Raw genomic sequence first — 18,590 nt, 5'->3', positions numbered from 1 at the left:
ATGAAGTGTTAGTCTTTCTTAAAATGGAAATCTACACGATTTACTTGTTTCATTTCCTCGATTACTCTATGAATTCCTATCCTAATTTTATCTTCTTTCATATTTGATACATTCAGTTTTAAAAGTTTTTCTTTACGGAAAGAAGACAAATAATTTTTATCAACAGTCTCTATAAATATTTGATTTTGCCCTAAGTTTTTAATAAGCGTTTCCGTGACAATACTTTTATGTAATGATAAGCACGTATGTATTCCTATTTTGCTTTCTGTTTTACAAAACAGATGTTGATTTTCTTTATAAGCTTCTTCTAATGCTCCAGATAACGCCTTAGATCTAGCGTAATATGACAATTGGATTTTTTGTTTGTGTCGTTCAAACATCCCGCTTTTTATGTAAATTTCTAAAGCAGCTTGGGAAATCATTGAACTATCAATATCTAATAGCTTTTTATATTTATGAAACGCTTCTGCAATAGAAGCAGGAATAACTGCCACACCTACACGTAATCCAGGGAAAATAATCTTCGAATAACTTTTTAGATAGATTACATGTGAAGAATTATCGTAACTATATAGTGGATCTACCTTTGGGTTTTGTTCTAAATCTGCTAAATAATCATCTTCTACTATAAATACATTGTATTTCTTTGCGAGAGAAATAATCTTTTCTTTTTCCTTCTTAGAATATGAAGTGCCGAGTGGATGATGAAATCTTGGGATGGTATAAAAGAATTTTATCTTTCCCGTTCGAAATATCTTTTCTAACTCAAATAAATGAATACCTTTAGCAGTGCGTTTTATTCCGATTACAGGAGTACGATTTGTTTCTAGATATTCAATAAATAAGTGATAACTCGGTTGCTCAATAAGTATCGTTTCATTTTGATTTGGAAAGGGTATTGAAGTTAATATAACTAGAGCTTGCTGCACTCCTGAGGTGATAAAGATATTTTCTTCTTTTGCGAAAACTTGATAGTTCGCTAGTTGTTTTTGCACAATTGAAATTAAAGATGGCAGCCCTTTAGGTGTACCATATATAAACAAATCATTCTTATACGTATCAATTGCCTTATTAATACAATGTTGAAAATCTAAGTAAGGAAATACATCAGGATCTGGAGCTGAAGATGCAAAATCAAAATTCTCTGTTTCATCTTCTTCATAATCCCCCATTTTTTTCACCACATAATATCCACTTTGAGGTACGGAATAAATAATATGGCGCTTCTCTAATTCATGAAGTGCACGTATAATGGTTGCTTTGTTGCACTCATATTGTGATACGAGTGAACGTATAGACGGTAATTTCCTACCTTCTTTTATCTCTCCTTTTTGAATCATGCTTTCTAAATCATTTAATACATTTAAATATTTATACATGATTACACCTCAACGTCCATTTTGTACCGGTACAGTTTGTATTTGTTCACATTGTAGCACCGATTCAGAAAGATTACCATGTACATATACTGGCCAGTAGTAAATCAATTATATGAGGTGAAATTATGAAAAACACAACTAAAGCATATACAGCCGCATTAGTATATGCCTTTATTATCGGATTTTCATTTATGTTTGTGAAATTAGCATTAACGGTTACAACTCCTCTCGATACACTTGCACACCGTTTTACAGTTGCTTTTTTAATAGCAACTATTCCTATCATTTTTGGTTTTGTAAAATTAAATATTTCATTTAAAAACATACTTTCACTTTTACCACTAGCAATCTTTTACCCAGCATTATTCTTTGCGTTCCAGGCTGTCGGCTTAGTATATACAAGCTCGTCTGAAGCTGGGATTATCCAAGCTGTCATTCCGATATTCACAATGATTTTCGCTTCTTACTTTTTAAAAGAATTTACAAATGCATGGCAAAAAATATCTGTACTCATTTCTGTAATTGGTGTTATTTATATATTTGTTATGAATGGCACAGGAACTCATGAGACTGGTTTTATAGGAGTTGCTTTTATTCTGCTATCAGCGTTATCATCTGCTTGCTACAATGTTTTAGCACAAAAAATGACAAAGAAATTTAAGTTAATAGACTTAACATATATGATGACAATGATTGGGTTTCTTAGTTTCAATTTAATCGCTATCATTGAACATATGAATGAAGGTACTGTAAATATATACTTTAAACCATTTACAAACGGAACATTTCTTATATCTATTTTATATTTAGGATTATTGTCTTCTTTGCTAACAGCATTTTTATTAAATTATTCATTGTCTTATATGGAAGCAGCTAAAATGAGTGTCTTTAGTAATCTATCTACACTTATTACAATTATTGCAGGAGTATTATTCTTACACGAACAAATTGCATACTATCATATCGTTGGGACCATAATGATTGTTCTTGGTATAGTAGGTACAAACTTCCTAGGTAAAAAAGGAATTCATATAAAAGAAAAGAATACCTCTATTAGTAAATAAAAAGTGAGGGATTTTTCATGCAGCAGGTAATGCCTATTAATATTAGTAATATAGCTGAACTAACAAAAGAATTGGATACATTATTAAACGTATCAATATCTTCTAATCAAGAACTTGAGAATTGGTTAATACAACAATCACAGACTTTAAATTCTATCAATGAGCAACTCATGCAACATTATATTGCTTTTCAACGAAATACAAATGATATAAAGGTAAAAGAAGCTTTTGACTTTGATCAAAAAAATGTACAGCCTACATTAAAACGTTATAAAAGTCTACTAGATCAAAAATATTATGAATCACCCTATCGCTTCCAGTTAGATCCCTCTCAGTTTGGATTCTTAGATACAAAAATCCAAAACATTCGAAGCCTCTTTAACGAAGAAAATATTAGTTTAGAGGTTACTGAAGATGAGTTAATAACAAGATATTTTGAAATCACTGGTAATCTCTCTTCTATGTGGGGCGGTGAAGAGGTAAACCTTTCTGAATTAAGAATATATCTACAAGATTCTGATCGAAGCATTCGTCAAAAAGCGATGACTGCTATCTCTGAAAAGTTTTTATCCGTAGAGAATGAAATTCAAGAAATCTTAAATCAGTTAATTGTGCTTCGAACAAAAAAAGCTAGGAACGTTGGTTTAATGAATTATCGTGACTACATGTTTAAAAAATACGAGCGTTTTGATTATACGGCCGAACAATGCAATAAATTCGCTGAATCTATTCGTAAATACGTTGTGCCGCTTCAAGAAAAAATGCATAAAGAATTACAGGAAAAGCTTGGGGTAGATACGTTACGTCCGTGGGATATACATGCTGTACCTGCAGATCATAAACCTTTACACCCTGTAAAAAATGAAAATGAATTAATAGAAAAAAGCAAAACACTTTTCGCAGAGATTGATTCAAGTTTTTCAGCTCTTCTAGAAAAAATGCATAACCATCTAGATTTGGAAAGCAGAAAAGGGAAAGCACCTGGTGGATTCTGTGAATATTTACCCGCATCTAAGTTATCATTTATTTTTATGAATTTAACAAAAACACAAGATGATGTTGTTGTTTTCTTACATGAGATGGGTCACTGTATTCATCATGATTTAATGAAAGATATTTCGATACATCAATATCAACATTTACCAATGGAGACTGCTGAATTAGCAAGTATGACAATGGAACTATTTACAATGAACAACTGGGATGTTTTTTATAATAATCAAGAAGATTTTAAACAAGCTAAGCGAGAACAATTAACACAAATTATAGAGTATTTACCAATTACACTGATTATTGATCAATTTCAACACTGGTTGTATGAGAATCCAACTCATACTGTCGAAGAAAGAAATGCTAAGTTTTTAGAACTTTCTTCTCTATATAATTCAAGCATCGTAAATACAGATGGCTATAAAAATTGGATCGTCGCACAATGGTTATCTGTTCTACATATTTTTGAAGTACCCTTCTATTATATTGAATACGCAATTGCACAAATTGGCGCTTTACAAATGTATAAACAATATAAAGAAAACCCTCAGCAAGCATTGCAAAACTATAAAAAAGCTTTATCTTTAGGTAGTTCTAAGTCTGTAAAAACAGTATATGAAGCAGCTGGAATTCGATTTGACTTTTCTGGTGAAACAATTAAGGATTTGATGTGTTTTGTTGAAGAGGAATTAGCGTTATTAGAAAAAATATGAGTAATTAAGCCTACGTTTTACTTAATTTAACCTGTACTAAAAGACTCTATTTTGAAATTATATTTTTCAAAATAGAGTCTTAGTTTATCATTATTAGTTTACATAATAATATTATATTTCTTTCAAGATGATGACTTACAAGCAAAACACCAACTGATTGGTATTTATATGATGATTTAAAGGAATCAATAACTATTCGATCCTTTCAGATATTTGCTGAACAAATTGTCTTGGTCGTCGATGAGGCTAATAATGAAGTGATTGGCCTTGATATTTTTGGATAAGCTTTTACTTCTAACTGAACTATTAAATGATTGTTAAAACGAAAAAAGCACAATGATGTGCTTTTTCGTTTTAACCCTTCACTTTTAATCAGATAACACCGCTTATTAAAATCTTCTTCTAGGGATCGAATCTCAATAAACAAATCCTCATAAACTCCTACTCATTAAGAAAGGGTAGAAAATTCCTTCTATGTAATTACATCAAGCTTTCTGAGAATATTGTAAAATACCATTTGCATCAAAATAATAATAATAACCATCTAATAAAATCCAACCTCTAGTCATATGATATCCTGCATAAAAATGATACCACTTGCCATCATATTTTAACCATCCAACATGTTGTGATCCATCTTGTTTCATATAAGCCCAACCTACACCATCATGTACCCAACCTGTTTGCATTTGACCGTTGGAATTAAAATAATAAAGCTTTCCATCAATGTGATTCCAGCCAGTACTCATATATTTATCTTTAGGTAAATAATACCAATACCCACCATTTTGAAACCAACCAGTTTGCTGTGAGCCGTCCGCTTTAAAATATGCCCAACTTACACCGTCATGTACCCAACCTGTCTGCATTTGACCACTGGAATTAAAATAATAGTTTTTGCCATCCACCTTATACCATCCTGTTGCCATTGCCCCGGAACCATTCAATAAAAAATACCATTTCCCTCCGTCTTGTAGCCAACCATGATATAACGATCCGTTTTTAAAATAATACCAGTATCCATTATAAGAGAACCATCCATTTCTTGGAGCTTTGACCGTATTACGTTCTTGGTTAGAGTATTGAATACCATGTTTATTTCCTTTAATATCACTATTCCTTATTTCTGGTGAAAGTTCTGTTTTTATATGAATTGATTTTTGCTGTTGTACAGCAGGTGTTTTTTGAAATCTTTGATTCTGTTTTTCTTGCTTAGAATTTTCCTGTGCATGTGAAATAGTAGGAAATAAAATAGCCGACGATAAAATAACTGAAACTATTCTTTTTTTCATATGTATCCCCCTATGATAATGTTAAGAGTAATTTGGTAAAAATATACTCTATTAAAATATATTACCACAATGATTGTAGTTCGAATATAAAATAAATATAAAAACATTGGAACTTGGATATAACAAGTTGCGTATAAAATGGTTTCAGAAAAACATATTGCCTCGCAAAAAAGTTTTTCATAATAATAAGAACTAAATAATAAAAAAATCAGGACGACTCCAAAGTTTCATTTCTCCACTCTGTTCATTATAGCTTTGAAAAACCTCTTATTTTAAACATTAGTCTCTCCTATATATTACTATTATTTCGAAGAACAAATTTAATTTAAACAATGACATAACGTGAGTATCAATTCTCCATTACCTAGGGGGTTAATTGTATCTATAATTCTATTTTTAAGGTATTATAATTACATAATAAAATCTTGATATAATCAGATTTAATAACACCTACATTAACACTATCCTTCTATCCTTGATAAAGTGAAACTTTAATCAGCGCGGCTTTATCCACTACCTAACTTTTTTCTTTCTTTAAATTTTATCCCATTAAAGCGAGATGAAAATAAATAGGTGTATCATTTTAATTGAAATTTTGTATGTAGTCCTCTTTAAGGATTCCATATATTTCTAAATCAATCACTCCTTTACCAGACCATAAAGAAGCTTGTCTTAACACCCCTTCTTTTATAAAACCGTTCTTTAAGAGGACTTTCTTTGAAACCTCGTTTACAGGCATGACCTCCGCTTGAATTCTGTTTACATTAACTTCTTCAAATAAAAATTTTACTACCATACGAACAGATTCAGTTGCAATGCCCTTACCCCAATAATCCTCTGCCAAAAAGTATCCAATAGATACCATGTTCACTTTTTGATTAAAATCCATAGATTCAATAATTCCAACCAATTTATCACTTTGATTCTTCTGAAAGATACCCCATTTAATTCTGCTTTTTTTATGATAATCCCTATCAAAATGACCAATCATCTTTCTTACCGTTTGTAAGTTATGTTTAGGAATGATACCGCAATATTCAAATACCTTGTCATTGTCGTAGATCGAATATAATTCCTGTAAGTGTACCTCTTCGATTTTTCTTAATACTAGATTAACAGATTCCAATACTGGGAAATCTCCAAAAACCATTTCAATATTCATTTTATTCTCTCCTTAGGTTATTCCTTAATTGGTCTTATAAGTTCTTTTCAATATATTTAGGTTTTGTATTCTTTCAAAGTGATACATTCCTCAACCCTCTGTATATTCACATTTTATAATTCAAACAAAAGTTTTTTTTGATAATTTGTGCTAATTTTACATTTATATTGCAATCTACACTGTGTTCCTCTTTATGAAATTTAAGTGTATTTAAAAAGCAACAAAGCAAGTTTTCTCCTGTTTTGTTGCTTTTTGTATTAGGCATCAGTTAATCAATCTAAGAGAAATGTAATTTAATCATTTTTTGTCGAGAACATTGCAAATCAAACTTATGTGCTGTTTTTTATTATTGTTAACAATTATGTACTCTTTTCTGTATTTATTTCATTCATCATATATAATCAATAGTTTTTATTTCACGATAAAAGCTTTTTTAATCTGTAATTATCACATAATAATACGATTAATTTAAATCATTATTTTCGATTTTATTAATTACTAACTTATATCTTTTATACCATTTTTCCCATTCATCTTTTGGAAAATCCATGTCATGACCATCTAATACAGCAGAAAAAATTTCTAAACATATATGCCATCCAGATAAATCTTTTGGTGTGTGTTCATTTATTTCATGAATAAATTCCTTTAATATTAATAGACAACCATCTGGATTTTTATGTACTTCAAATCGAACACGATCTTCTCCCCAAGTAAATTCTAATACAGAATTTACTTGACAGTCTAAAATATTGATATCAATAAAATTCCCTGAGCCATCCATCATATCAAATTTTATAATACCTCCTTTTCGTAGATTCTCTACATAAAGGTTTGGCATCCATCTTGCTAGTTTATCATTCTCTGTTAATACAGCCCAAACTTGTTCTACTGCATGATTTAATGAACGGTTAAATTGAGCTACATATTCATTATCTATTTTCTCTATTAGAGCTAACATAGTCATACCTCCATTTAAACTCGAAAAACAAACATATGCCCGTTTTTTTAAAATTTCACACAAAACACATGAAAAAGCAAATAAAAACTTATGATGTCTATAAAAATATAAATCCTTCAGTTTCTTTGAAAGTATGCAGCTAAAAGATTTTTCTATTTTCCTCTAAACGTTACAATGTATAATACATTTCATACTGAGCCAACGAACTCTTCTCGAATCCGCATTTTTTTACAAATCCTTCAAGTAAACCATTATTAGGGAATCCAATAGAAAGACTGGGAAGCTGTAATTCTTTGCTTACAGTTTGTAATAGACTTGTAGCCACTCTAATTCTTCTATATTTTTTATCAACAAATAATAAACTTATCTTACCATTGTCACTAACACATATACATCCTTTTAAATCATCATTAATATAAGCTCCATAATACGTATTATTTTCAGTTTTCTCCATATAATCGATATCATTTTGCCAATTTATATGGAAGTTTAACCATTTTTGTATCCCGTTTTGAAATTCGCCAAACTTAATTTTCCTTATTTCTATATTTTGTACACTCTTACTTGTCAAAATAGAAGTGTCCCTCAAATTATAGTAAGACAGATCATATACTTTTTCATACCCTAACTTCGTATAAAATTGAATCGCTCTATCATTACCGACAATGACTTCAAGAAAAAGTTGCTGACATCCATTTTTTATCGCTTCTTCTTTATGAAATTCAAATAATTTATGACTAACGCCAACCCCACGATAGTCCGGATGAAGCGCTAATGTGCCACATCGCATTGTTTTTATACTTTCATATTCTTTAATTCCACCAAGTATAACTCCAATTGATTTATTTTCATCCAACGCTATATAAGAATACTCAAGTTTATTACCTTCTGGACCGAAAAATCTTTTTATAAAGTCTTCTTTTGAAACTTCCATCTTTATAATGTAATCAGAAAAACCATCTCGAAAAGCTTCGTATACTAAATCTATATCTGCTTCGCTACATTTTTTATAATGAAACATAGTAAAATTTTCATCTACCTTTCCCACTAATTTGAAATAAATGGACATTTTCTGCTATACATTTCATCATTAATTTGCTTTATAACAAACGGCGCAATATCTCCATTTTGAATTTTAATCCCTGGTAAATCTCTGATACTCTCTTTGATTTTACCACTCCCTTGTCCGTCTACAACAAAAGGTAACCGCACAATAGTCCAATCCACATTGCTATTTTGTATCACTTGTAATTCCTTATACTTATCTTTCATCATATTCGAAAGAAACACACGAAATAACATTGCTCCTAGTTTATTTAATATACTCTTTTGATCTCTTTGTACATCCAATGATCCTCCAGAAACAAGAATATATCGCTTGATTCTGTATTCTTCCATTACTTTTAAAATATGATTTGTCACCGTACTAAATATATATGATTCTTTTTTAGGTTTCCCCACTGCATTAATAACAGCCTTGCAGCCTTGTAGTAATCGACGTATTGCAGAAATATCGCGAGCATCTCCTTTTACAACTTCCAAATGTTTATGCGATATTTTAAATATTTGTGGATTTCGTGTGAGAATACGTACAAAGTATCCTTCTTGTAGTGCTTGAGTTATAAGGTATTTACCAGCCTTTCCGTTTGCACCAATAATTGCTACTTTATTTATTATTTTCATGACTAAAGTTAGGCTCCTTTTAAAGGATATAGATTTATACATCGTATTATTGATGAGATGTAGTTAATTCGTAAACGCGTAAAAACGCAATTAAATATTCACATGCTCTCTCACAGGCTAACATTTTAAACACCTTTTGTTCCTCTACAGTTTTATCATTTGCCTGATCTGAAGCTGCTTTCAAACAAAGAAAAGGCTTTTTATTCACATGACATACGTATGCAAAAGCAGCTATTTCTTGATCAACAGCTATTGCACCATATACAGTATGTAGTAAATATCTCATTTCCGTACTGCGAATACGCTGATCTCCGGATATGAAAGTTCCAAAATGTACTGGATCATAAGCACGCACTTTTTTTATTTGTCTTACAAGGTATTTCGTTGTTTCAATAGGAGCTGCTCTACCAGTATATAAATCGAAACTATCCGTTCCTGTTCCCGCAGCGGTTACATCATGCTGTAGTGTGTTAAGTGCAACAACAATATGACCATTCTTTACTTTCTCAGATAAACTTCCGCAAATGCCTGTCATAAATAACCGTTCAGGCTTAAATTCACTTATTAGTAACTGTACGCAACTAGCACAGTTCACTTTTCCAACACCAGTAATTACAGAGATTATTTCTAATTCATTTATAGAATGAAAATGAAATTCCCAAGCAGCTCGTTTTTCTACACGATGGCTTGGATAATACTGATACAAGTATGTAAGCTCTGGTTCCCATGCGGATACAATTGCAATACGTTTCATTACACTTTTCACTTCCCCCTATTTTCATTTGAATAATTCACCAATGTTTTTTCGCTCATAACATGGAATCCACTTTTTATGTAAATACCTTATTAATTCTTTATTCTTCGTAAGTACTTCACATCCTCTTCTAGATCCTTTCTAATCTACTATTCCTTTTAAATAATTCAAATTCCACTTATTTTATATTTCAAATCCCAATCTAATAAAAACTTTTTTATATCACTTTTCCAAGCTCCACTGGATTCAAATGTATATAGTTTTTTATGTAACACGCTACTTTCTCCTCAATAAAACTTTGTTTCAACATATCCTAAGGAAACAAATTATCCTGTTGTTTTTATTCGTGATGTATTTTTTTAATTCTTTTCAATACGTTACATGAAATTTTATGTATGATCTTAACTCCCAAATGCCTAAATGTTTGTTATTATATTAATGATGAGGGAATGCAAAGAAAGGAATTAAGTATATGATGGAAAGAAACATTTTAATTATTGATGATGATAAAGAAATTGTAGAATTACTAGCCGTTTATTTACGAAATGAAGGCTACAGCATTTATAAAGCATATGATGGTGATGAAGCGTTACACATGCTCTCACTTTATCAGATTGACCTTATGATATTAGATATTATGATGCCAAAACGAAATGGACTAGAAGTTTGCCAGCAAGTTAGAGAAGAAAATACGGTACCTATTCTTATGCTAAGTGCAAAAGCCGAAGATATGGATAAAATCCTAGGTCTTATGACAGGTGCAGATGATTATATGATTAAGCCCTTTAATCCATTAGAATTAATAGCTAGAGTTAAAGCGCTATTACGTAGATCTTCATTCCAACAAGTTACATCACTTAATGATGATGGTATTATTCGCATCCGCTCTGTTGAAATACATAAACATAATCATACTGTGAAAGTGAATGGAGAGTATATTAAACTTACATCTATTGAATTTGATATCTTATATTTACTTGCCAGCAATACTGGTAGAGTATTTAGTTCAGAGGAAATATTTGAACGAGTTTGGAATGAGGATGGTTATGGTTCCAATAAAACTGTAATGGTTCATATTAGTAACCTAAGAGAAAAACTTGAAACAGGAACGAATGGTGAAAAACTCATCCATACTGTTTGGGGAGTAGGTTATAAAATTGAGAAATGAGACATTTGACATATTAAAAGTCATTCCGAAATGGAAAATTGTTTTTTGGCTTTTAATATCTATTTTGCTTACACCAATTACCGAGGTTGTCATATCCCGTCTTGTTACGAGTGTAATTGACAGTTCCCTTACATTAACGGCATTAAGTGGAGAATTTGTCAGAATCGTCGGCTACGAAAAGTATATGGGATTAAAGGAGTCTCTTTGGACAATGATGGGATCCTATCTGTTTTTATTCTCAATTTTTTCATTCTATGTTTATATTTTCTATCGTCACGAAAAAAAACTATATTATGAAGTATGCATAAAGCAAATGATTGACGAAATTCGTTATATTGCGGATGGTAATTTTAATCATAAAGTATCTATTTTACAACATAATTATTTAGAAGACTTAGCAACTGGTGTCAATCACATTGTAGAGCAGTTAAAAGTTTCAATTGAAGAAGAACGTCAAACTGAACAAGCCAAAAGTGAACTCATCACAAATGTATCACATGACTTACGGACACCGCTAACATCCATAGTTGGCTATGTTAATCTCATACATCATGATAATTACAGAGATGAAGTAGAATTACGTCATTATATTCAAGTTATTTATGACAAAGTAAATCGATTAAACATGCTAATGAATGACTTATTTGAGTATACGCGTGTTCAAAATAACGAGTTACAACTAAATACTGTACTTATTGATATAATTGAACTACTTGGTCAACTATCTGTTCAATTTCGTATGCAATTCCAGGAAGCCAATATTGAGTGTAGACTTTCATTTCCACCAGAAAAACTTATGGTCCTTGCTGATGGAGATAAATTAGTACGTGTATTTGAGAACTTAATTATGAATGCTATAACGTATGGTAATGATGGGAAATTTATTGATATAACAGCTTATCAAGACGGAAACATGATTGTAATCGATATTACAAATTACGGACAGCCTATCCCAAGTACAGATTTAGCACATATTTTTGAACGCTTCTATCGTGTTGAAAAATCCCGTTCTGCATACACGGGAGGATCAGGCCTTGGATTAGCGATTGCAAAAAGTATTGTGGAGATTCACGATGGAACGATTGAGGTATATAGCGATACTGAACAAACAACATTTACTGTGAAGCTTCTTTCATATAAGCAATAAAAAGCATTTATCTCAACAACTAAAAATCCACTAAAAAAATCACCTATTAGAACAAGAAAAGTACTATATTCTAAATATAATAGTGATTTTGTTGTGTTGATTGATAAACCCCATGGAAAAATTCCATGGGGTTTTATTTCCGATCTATCAACTTATCACTATCAATATAAAGAATAAAAACCTAGAATGTACGCATTTCACATGGATTGTAGCTATGGCACGCCAGATGGGTTATGAGCCTCCAAATACAGATGTTTTAGGGACTAAAGAATAGTGAGAAATAAACAAACTGATTTGGAATCAGTTTGTTTATTTAAGTAGATTGTATTAAATAACAGTTTGTACCTGCGAAAGTTGATTTTTTTCAATAATTCCAAATGATTCTTCACTTTCCCCCACTGTACTTAAGAAAATTCTCCACCTCTAACTGTTACTTCCACTTCGTAATTTACTTCTACGTTAAATAAATTGAAAAAATTTACTCTTTAAGAATTCCTAATTTATCCATTACTAATTCATTCCTGTCCTCTACTACTAAATCTTCTTTATGTTTAAATGTGAGTGAAAATACATGTTTATTTCCTCATGATGACCATAATTATCCAAAATTTATATATTCCTTATAATTCTTTAGAAATTCTTTACCTTTTCTTTCCTCCTAGTTAAAGATTAATTTTTACACTAGTAATATCGATATACAAGGAGGATAGCTTATGCAACATTTTAAGAATTTGGTGCTTCTTATATTGTCTTTTCTTATTACTGCAATTCTTGTTTTTTATTTTTATTTCTATGTAAACGGACCTTCAATTAAAGCGAAATCAGCTATTTTAATAGATGCAACATCAGAAGAGATTGTATATAAAAAAAATGAAGATACCCCTTTCTCCTCAGCAAGTTTATCAAAAATGATGACAGAGTATATTGTGTTAGAACAAATACAAAAAGGAAAAATCAAGTGGGATGATCGTGTGAAAATAAGTAATTCTTCCATTCAAATGGAAGGAAATAATATCGATATAACTTTTGAAGATCAAATAACGATTCGAGATTTGTTTCATGCAATGGTTCTTGCATCTGATAATAGTGCGGCCGTATTTTTAGCAGAACATATTTCAAAAAGCGAACAAGACTTTACGAATTTAATGAATGAAAAAGCGACACAATTAGGATTATCTAATAAAACGTATTTTGCAAATGCAACCGGCGTAATAAATAAACAAAAAGAATCTAAAATAACAGCCTTAGATGCCTCGAAACTAGCCCAGCATTTAATAACGGATTATCCTATGATATTAGAAATCACCCAATTAACTTCTTATCAATTCACCTTCAAAGATATACATGTTTTCAATACAAATAAAATGTTGTATTCACTTGATAGTAAAATAAAATTCAAAGGAGTCGATGGTTTACAAACTAGCTTTTCAAATCCTGCTGGATATAGTTTTGCTAGTACAGCAAAACAAGGAAACAAGAGGTTTATTTCGATTGTAATGGAGGCAAATGGAGAAAATAGTGCTTTTATCGAAACAAAAAAACTATTTACTTATGGTTCCGAGCCTACTCACCTTCCATCTCTTCAATCTGTTAAGGATTATTTGATATCGTGGATATCTCTGCTTCAGTTTAAAAATCTATTTTTACAAACAATAATAATTTTTGTTATTATTGCCATTTCACTATTCGTACATATACGAAAAAAAGATTCAGAGGATTTTTAACTAAAAAGCCTCTTTCACATAAAAAAACCGGCTTGTATTTTCTAAAAAAGTCGGTTTTCCTTATTTCCCTTTTTTCTTTTCATAGTATAATTCATCTGCATACTTCTTATTTGTTCCCTTTAAATATGCCAAAATAATTTGAGGTCTCTTTACTAAAGTCCAATCACCATGCTCATCAAATTTTCTACAAGATGTTGTCATATAAGCTTTTTTAATGGTAGTAAAGCTTTTTCCATGGATCTTACCGTATTTTTTTAAACGCATTGCAAATTCCGCATCTTCAGCCATTAATAAATCCTCATTAAAACCACCAATAGCTTCAAAATCCTTTCTATAACACCAAAACATTCCGACAGAAACGAATCCATATTTGAAAATGAGAGGAATAATTAACAATAATCCTGAAACAATAATTCCTAATGAAATACGTTCAAATTTCCCTTTTACTCCCCCTCCTATATATTTTCCAGTTTCTAAATGCTTATCTATTTCTCTTAACATATTCTCACTCATCCAGCTATCAGCATCAATTGTAACAATGATTTCTCCTCGAGCTATTTTCGCCCCAGCATTTCTAATTTTAGATAGGTTCTTATTCTCATCTTGTAAAGTTATACAATGATAAGATTGTGCAATTTCTTCTGTGCAATCACTACAACGATTTAATACAACAATTACCTCGACTTGATTTTTATAAAATTTGGATGCAACCACAATGGAATCAAGACATCTACCAATATATTTTTCTTCATTGTGTGCAGGTATGATAATGGAAAACTTAACATCTTGTTCACCATCTGTTCCGACAAAACAACCATTTCTATCCATATCATATCTCTCCTATGTAAACTTTATTTATCAATTCATTTTCTTACTATATTTACAACCGACTTATTACGCCGTTGTTTATTCAAGTTGTACTATGAACAAAGCCTTACTATTTTTGAAATGATTGAAGTCTATAAAACAAAAAGTTTTTTCTTAATGTATGTACTTTTTCAAAAAAACACCAAGGTATAGGACTCACATCTAATATCTTGGTGTTTTCGCTTTATATCTTCATTTCATTTACATGAATTTTATTTAGTCAATTTTTATCACAACTTTTCCGATTAAAATGTCTCGATTTAAGCGTGACAATCCTACTCTCGATACTTTCATCTCTGTATTATCTTTCAGAATAATCAATTTCTCCTCATGCTGTTTTAACATCCTCAAAATTTCTGATTTACTATCTTTTTCAAAATCATTCGTCCACTTAAACATTTTCATTAACATTTTAAATGTGGGCTTATAGTTAGCCTTTTCCAGGTTAAGTAACTGCAAAATAAATCTTTTTATTATTCTGACTATCCTCTTCACTACACTTACATCTAAGAATATGATTAAATCTGCTTTTTGAAAGCTTTGCGATACCCATTTATGATGGGCACCTTCAATAATCCAAGCATTTGAATTTACAATATTGTAAAGTTGTTCATCTCTTTCCTTAGGTGTATTTCTTATATCTCCATTTTTAGTCCTTCTCCAAACAACATTATCTAGCTCATAATAAGGAATATTTAATTGATAAGATAATGCTCTTGCTAAGGTTGTTTTTCCACTTCCAACAGAACCAATGATATGAATTTTATTAGGTATAATACTTTTCAAAACAACCACCACTTTATAGATTTTTACAAAATAGAATTCCCAGCTTCTTTCATTAAACCTCTTCTAATTAAATTTGCTGACACAGGCTGAAGATTCAATTGTCTTGCCCAAATAGATAATTGACCAATATGATGGATCTCATGAGCAATCACATGACGTAGAACCTCGCCATATTTGAACGTCTCATCAGTCCATGAGGCTGTTAATATTTTATTCTCTAAATTACTTGACCATGTTTGTGTAAAGTCTTCCATTTTAGTTCGAAAGGAATCAGAAAGCTGCTTCACTTTTTCTAGCGTTCTATAATCTTCAAACTTCAGTTCGAAATCTGCTTTCCCTTGAAGCGCACGTATCCTGCTATACTCTACATCTACAATATGAAATAAAGTTTCTAAAATACTCCCTACTCCTCCAACACGTTTACAGAGTAAATCTTCTTCCGAAATCTGTTTACACCATTCAAACCATTGATCTCTTACTTGCCAATTGTATCGAAATAAAGTTTCCACTAAATATCGCTCCTTTTAATATGTATCCAGTTAATACCATTATATTACTTATACAGAAAATTCTTTTATTTTATAGTACTATTTTGTATAAAGAGCGCTATCCAAGAACATATCAATAGAGTATTCGTTTGAAAGATAAATAGCTATTTATACCTGAGCACTTAAAAGAAACTAAATTAGATTTTTATAATTTTTCCAATTAGTTTAATATCTTCTCCATCAGTTACATCATATCATTTTAAGATAAATTTTAGTTACATTCTATTAAACCATTCATATTCCAAAATACTCATTTCCCACAAATTCCAATATTCATCTCCTATTTTCCTCGCATCTCTTAATAACCCTTCTTTTACAAATCCCACTTTTTCATAGCATGTAATAGCAGCTGAATTAAAATCGAACACTCCGAGAGAGACTCTATGTAATTTTAATTGTACAAATGCAACATTGAGCACTGCTTCCATCATCTTTTTCCCAATAGATTTTCCCCTCATACTTGTATCACCAACCAAAACTTTCCCAATTCTTGCAGATTTATTTATTCGGTCAATTTTTCCAAGTGAAATATGCCCAATAACCTTTTTCGTTTCTTGATCTATCACTTTATAAACAAATACATTTGCATTTTCATAATTTGCATTCGCTATATACTTCTCTAATTGTTTGTTCTGTAATGGGTATGAAAATGCCGGACCGCCCCATTGTAATAAAAACTCTTCCGAATCAATCCAATCTATAAGTTGCTTAAAATTGTTTCTTTCAAAATACTCAAGTTTGATCATTTCCCCTGACTCCTTTTAAGATTTCAAGCTCGATAATTCTTCCCTAACTCTTCTCCTATTGAAAAATAATGTCTAAAATTATAAAATAACGGACTCCATTTTTGCGGATCAATATGGTTTTCCCCTTTTATTATCTCTTCATGCGCATGTACATGAACAACCTCGGTTTCAACAATTGCAAAGAAAGGATCATATTCTGGAATCCTAATTTGTTTTACGTTTGCTTCGATTTGTAGTGGGCATTCTTTAATACGTTGTGGCTTTACTGACTGTGAATCCAATGGTGTAAAACCAGCCATTGTAAATTTATCTTTTTGATATGTATACCCCATTTCTTGTTTATAAACTGGGACATGTTTTACTCCAGTATAGGGTGCGATTTTTTCTACTTGTTTCCACTGCAATGCAGAAGGGAAATTAATAACACATTCTCTACTCCTTTCAAGATTTCCAACCGATTTCCCTCCCAAACCAATGCCTAAAATCATATATTTTCCTAATGCCCATGAAGAAGACATTGGACTGATATTTGTTGTCCCATCTTCATTTAATGTTGATAATAAATAAATTGGCATTCCATAATATAAAATCTTTGGCTGTATCTCTTTGCCTAATAGTTTACTTATTTCCGAATTCATATTATCACTCCTAATTTTGATTCTTTATCTGTATTGTAAAACATAAAAACTTCCATTATCATCGAAATATGGATGTAAAAAAGGAGTGAAGAGGATGAATGAAAATATAGCGAAAATCGCTTCCTTAATTAGTGATACATCACGAGCAACTATCTTGGTTCACCTTATGGATGGGCGCGCCCATCCCGCTACTGAATTAGCACATGTTGCAAAAATCAAACCACAAACAGCCAGTTTTCATCTCAATAAATTATATGAGGCACAAATTGTTGAAGTAGAAAAGCATGGCAGACATCGTTATTACAAATTGGCAAATCATGAGCTAGCAGAATCACTAGAAAAGCTATTATACATTGCCCCTTGCGAACCAATTCGATCTTTTAAACAAGCAAAAGAAAATAAAGAAATTCAATATGCAAGAACATGCTATGATCATTTAGCAGAAAAATTAGGAGTTGAGATTACAAATGCTTTATTAAATAAACAAATATTAATAAAAAAGGATACTGAATTTACAGTAACAAAAGTCGGTGAAGCATTTTTTTCAGATTTCGGTGTGAACTTAGAACGATTACACAATAAAAGACGTGCATTCTCCAGATGTTGTTTAGATTGGACCGAGAGACAACACCATATTGCAGGTGCACTGGGAAATGCAATTCTGGTACGAATGTTAGAACAAAATTGGATTACTAAGTTCGAACAATCAAGAGCGATACACATAACTTCATTAGGACAGCAAAAAATTTATGAAACTTTTTCTATAAAACTTTAGTTTTATAGATGAACAATTCCCATATTTATAGACTTATACATGAATTATTCGGCAAAGGAACTACAAAATTAATCTTTATTTCAATTTGGCATAGATAATGTATGTGCTTTTCATTCATATTAAAGGAGATTCTCAATACAAAAAATCTATCCATCATAAAACAAGACATGAGCCCCTTTTATACGGGGCTCAT

At 31.0% G+C, this 18,590-nt stretch carries 18 protein-coding genes; 6 read left to right on the top strand and 12 right to left on the bottom strand.

All coding sequences use genetic code 11. The annotated features are described in order from the left end of the window. Positions 1–8: 8 nt before the first annotated feature. A complete protein-coding gene (locus BPMYX0001_RS10945; RefSeq protein ID WP_006094918.1) occupies positions 9–1,379 on the bottom strand; it encodes an aminotransferase-like domain-containing protein in 1,371 nt (456 codons plus the stop codon). A gap of 125 nt (positions 1,380–1,504) precedes the next feature. On the opposite strand from BPMYX0001_RS10945, the gene BPMYX0001_RS10940 reads away from it, so the two are divergent. Both BPMYX0001_RS10940 and BPMYX0001_RS10935 read left to right on the top strand, forming a co-directional pair. Next, complete coding sequence (locus tag BPMYX0001_RS10940; protein WP_006094917.1) at positions 1,505–2,443, top strand: DMT family transporter; 939 nt, start codon at positions 1,505–1,507, stop codon at positions 2,441–2,443. A gap of 17 nt (positions 2,444–2,460) precedes the next feature. Continuing rightward, on the top strand, positions 2,461–4,146 hold the full coding sequence (locus tag BPMYX0001_RS10935) for a M3 family oligoendopeptidase (RefSeq protein ID WP_006094916.1): 1,686 nt from the start codon (positions 2,461–2,463) through the stop codon (positions 4,144–4,146). Between the two features lie 485 nt (positions 4,147–4,631). On the opposite strand, the gene BPMYX0001_RS10930 is transcribed toward BPMYX0001_RS10935, so the two are convergent. From BPMYX0001_RS10930 to mtnN, 6 genes are all read right to left on the bottom strand, one after another. Continuing rightward, positions 4,632–5,438 carry a PspC-like choline-binding domain-containing protein gene (locus BPMYX0001_RS10930; RefSeq protein WP_003207203.1) on the bottom strand — a complete coding sequence of 269 codons (807 nt, stop codon included), beginning with the start codon at positions 5,436–5,438 and terminating at the stop codon, positions 4,632–4,634. Between the two features lie 583 nt (positions 5,439–6,021). After that, a complete protein-coding gene (locus BPMYX0001_RS10925; protein WP_006094915.1) occupies positions 6,022–6,600 on the bottom strand; it encodes a GNAT family N-acetyltransferase in 579 nt (192 codons plus the stop codon). 463 nt (positions 6,601–7,063) lie between these two features. Continuing rightward, positions 7,064–7,561, bottom strand: coding sequence for an SRPBCC family protein (locus BPMYX0001_RS10920; protein WP_033798881.1), 498 nt, complete (start codon positions 7,559–7,561; stop codon positions 7,064–7,066). Positions 7,562–7,730: 169 nt separating this feature from the next. Further along, on the bottom strand, positions 7,731–8,582 hold the full coding sequence (locus tag BPMYX0001_RS10915) for a GNAT family N-acetyltransferase (protein ID WP_033799653.1): 852 nt from the start codon (positions 8,580–8,582) through the stop codon (positions 7,731–7,733). 26 nt (positions 8,583–8,608) lie between these two features. Continuing rightward, a complete protein-coding gene (locus BPMYX0001_RS10910) occupies positions 8,609–9,244 on the bottom strand; it encodes an SDR family oxidoreductase (RefSeq protein WP_006094910.1) in 636 nt (211 codons plus the stop codon). Between the two features lie 46 nt (positions 9,245–9,290). Continuing rightward, positions 9,291–9,998 carry a 5'-methylthioadenosine/S-adenosylhomocysteine nucleosidase gene (gene mtnN / locus BPMYX0001_RS10905; RefSeq protein ID WP_033798880.1) on the bottom strand — a complete coding sequence of 236 codons (708 nt, stop codon included), beginning with the start codon at positions 9,996–9,998 and terminating at the stop codon, positions 9,291–9,293. Positions 9,999–10,473: 475 nt separating this feature from the next. Between mtnN and BPMYX0001_RS10900 the strand changes: the two genes are divergently transcribed. The 3 genes from BPMYX0001_RS10900 to BPMYX0001_RS10890 all read left to right on the top strand — a co-directional run bounded on the left by BPMYX0001_RS10900 (position 10,474) and on the right by BPMYX0001_RS10890 (position 14,037). Then, positions 10,474–11,166: a response regulator transcription factor gene (locus tag BPMYX0001_RS10900; RefSeq protein ID WP_029426830.1), complete on the top strand. Its 693-nt coding sequence runs from the start codon at positions 10,474–10,476 to the stop codon at positions 11,164–11,166. After that, positions 11,156–12,313 carry a sensor histidine kinase gene (locus tag BPMYX0001_RS10895; protein WP_018780494.1) on the top strand — a complete coding sequence of 386 codons (1,158 nt, stop codon included), beginning with the start codon at positions 11,156–11,158 and terminating at the stop codon, positions 12,311–12,313. Before BPMYX0001_RS10900 ends, BPMYX0001_RS10895 begins: the two co-directional genes overlap by 11 nt. A gap of 713 nt (positions 12,314–13,026) precedes the next feature. After that, on the top strand, positions 13,027–14,037 hold the full coding sequence (locus BPMYX0001_RS10890; RefSeq protein ID WP_033798879.1) for a D-alanyl-D-alanine carboxypeptidase family protein: 1,011 nt from the start codon (positions 13,027–13,029) through the stop codon (positions 14,035–14,037). A 60-nt stretch (positions 14,038–14,097) separates the two neighbouring features. Here the strand turns inward: BPMYX0001_RS10890 and BPMYX0001_RS10885 are convergent, their stop codons facing one another. From BPMYX0001_RS10885 to BPMYX0001_RS10865, 5 genes are all read right to left on the bottom strand, one after another. After that, complete coding sequence (locus BPMYX0001_RS10885) at positions 14,098–14,865, bottom strand: glycosyltransferase (RefSeq protein ID WP_006094905.1); 768 nt, start codon at positions 14,863–14,865, stop codon at positions 14,098–14,100. 255 nt (positions 14,866–15,120) lie between these two features. Continuing rightward, positions 15,121–15,690, bottom strand: a complete 570-nt coding sequence (locus BPMYX0001_RS10880; protein ID WP_050774405.1) for a shikimate kinase — start codon at positions 15,688–15,690, stop codon at positions 15,121–15,123. Positions 15,691–15,713: 23 nt separating this feature from the next. Further along, positions 15,714–16,199 carry a DinB family protein gene (locus BPMYX0001_RS10875; protein ID WP_006094903.1) on the bottom strand — a complete coding sequence of 162 codons (486 nt, stop codon included), beginning with the start codon at positions 16,197–16,199 and terminating at the stop codon, positions 15,714–15,716. Between the two features lie 254 nt (positions 16,200–16,453). Continuing rightward, entirely contained in the window at positions 16,454–16,984 is a 531-nt protein-coding gene (locus tag BPMYX0001_RS10870) for a GNAT family N-acetyltransferase (protein ID WP_003197805.1), read from the bottom strand. Between the two features lie 23 nt (positions 16,985–17,007). Next, positions 17,008–17,622, bottom strand: a complete 615-nt coding sequence (locus tag BPMYX0001_RS10865; protein WP_033798878.1) for a flavin reductase family protein — start codon at positions 17,620–17,622, stop codon at positions 17,008–17,010. A 94-nt stretch (positions 17,623–17,716) separates the two neighbouring features. On the opposite strand from BPMYX0001_RS10865, the gene BPMYX0001_RS10860 reads away from it, so the two are divergent. Continuing rightward, on the top strand, positions 17,717–18,397 hold the full coding sequence (locus tag BPMYX0001_RS10860) for an ArsR/SmtB family transcription factor (RefSeq protein ID WP_006094901.1): 681 nt from the start codon (positions 17,717–17,719) through the stop codon (positions 18,395–18,397). The last annotated feature ends 193 nt before the right edge of the window (positions 18,398–18,590 follow it).

Origin of the sequence: Bacillus pseudomycoides DSM 12442 (genome assembly GCF_000161455.1) — a bacterium.
In the GTDB taxonomy this organism is placed as follows: Bacteria; Bacillota; Bacilli; order Bacillales; family Bacillaceae_G; genus Bacillus_A; species Bacillus_A pseudomycoides.
Note: the sequence above shows the minus strand (reverse complement) of the source record. Positions and strands in the feature narration are given on the sequence as shown.

What these genes read in the sequence shown, in the direction of transcription:
- BPMYX0001_RS10945 (WP_006094918.1), bottom strand. Translation starts at nt 1,379, where the DNA reads ATGTATAAATATTTAAATGTATTAAATGATTTAGAAAGCATGATTCAA.
- BPMYX0001_RS10940 (WP_006094917.1), top strand. Translation starts at nt 1,505, where the DNA reads ATGAAAAACACAACTAAAGCATATACAGCCGCATTAGTATATGCCTTT.
- BPMYX0001_RS10935 (WP_006094916.1), top strand. Translation starts at nt 2,461, where the DNA reads ATGCAGCAGGTAATGCCTATTAATATTAGTAATATAGCTGAACTAACA.
- BPMYX0001_RS10930 (WP_003207203.1), bottom strand. Translation starts at nt 5,438, where the DNA reads ATGAAAAAAAGAATAGTTTCAGTTATTTTATCGTCGGCTATTTTATTT.
- BPMYX0001_RS10925 (WP_006094915.1), bottom strand. Translation starts at nt 6,600, where the DNA reads ATGAATATTGAAATGGTTTTTGGAGATTTCCCAGTATTGGAATCTGTT.
- BPMYX0001_RS10920 (WP_033798881.1), bottom strand. Translation starts at nt 7,561, where the DNA reads ATGTTAGCTCTAATAGAGAAAATAGATAATGAATATGTAGCTCAATTT.
- BPMYX0001_RS10915 (WP_033799653.1), bottom strand. Translation starts at nt 8,582, where the DNA reads ATGTTTCATTATAAAAAATGTAGCGAAGCAGATATAGATTTAGTATAC.
- BPMYX0001_RS10910 (WP_006094910.1), bottom strand. Translation starts at nt 9,244, where the DNA reads ATGAAAATAATAAATAAAGTAGCAATTATTGGTGCAAACGGAAAGGCT.
- mtnN (WP_033798880.1), bottom strand. Translation starts at nt 9,998, where the DNA reads ATGAAACGTATTGCAATTGTATCCGCATGGGAACCAGAGCTTACATAC.
- BPMYX0001_RS10900 (WP_029426830.1), top strand. Translation starts at nt 10,474, where the DNA reads ATGGAAAGAAACATTTTAATTATTGATGATGATAAAGAAATTGTAGAA.
- BPMYX0001_RS10890 (WP_033798879.1), top strand. Translation starts at nt 13,027, where the DNA reads ATGCAACATTTTAAGAATTTGGTGCTTCTTATATTGTCTTTTCTTATT.
- BPMYX0001_RS10885 (WP_006094905.1), bottom strand. Translation starts at nt 14,865, where the DNA reads ATGGATAGAAATGGTTGTTTTGTCGGAACAGATGGTGAACAAGATGTT.
- BPMYX0001_RS10870 (WP_003197805.1), bottom strand. Translation starts at nt 16,984, where the DNA reads ATGATCAAACTTGAGTATTTTGAAAGAAACAATTTTAAGCAACTTATA.
- BPMYX0001_RS10865 (WP_033798878.1), bottom strand. Translation starts at nt 17,622, where the DNA reads ATGAATTCGGAAATAAGTAAACTATTAGGCAAAGAGATACAGCCAAAG.
- BPMYX0001_RS10860 (WP_006094901.1), top strand. Translation starts at nt 17,717, where the DNA reads ATGAATGAAAATATAGCGAAAATCGCTTCCTTAATTAGTGATACATCA.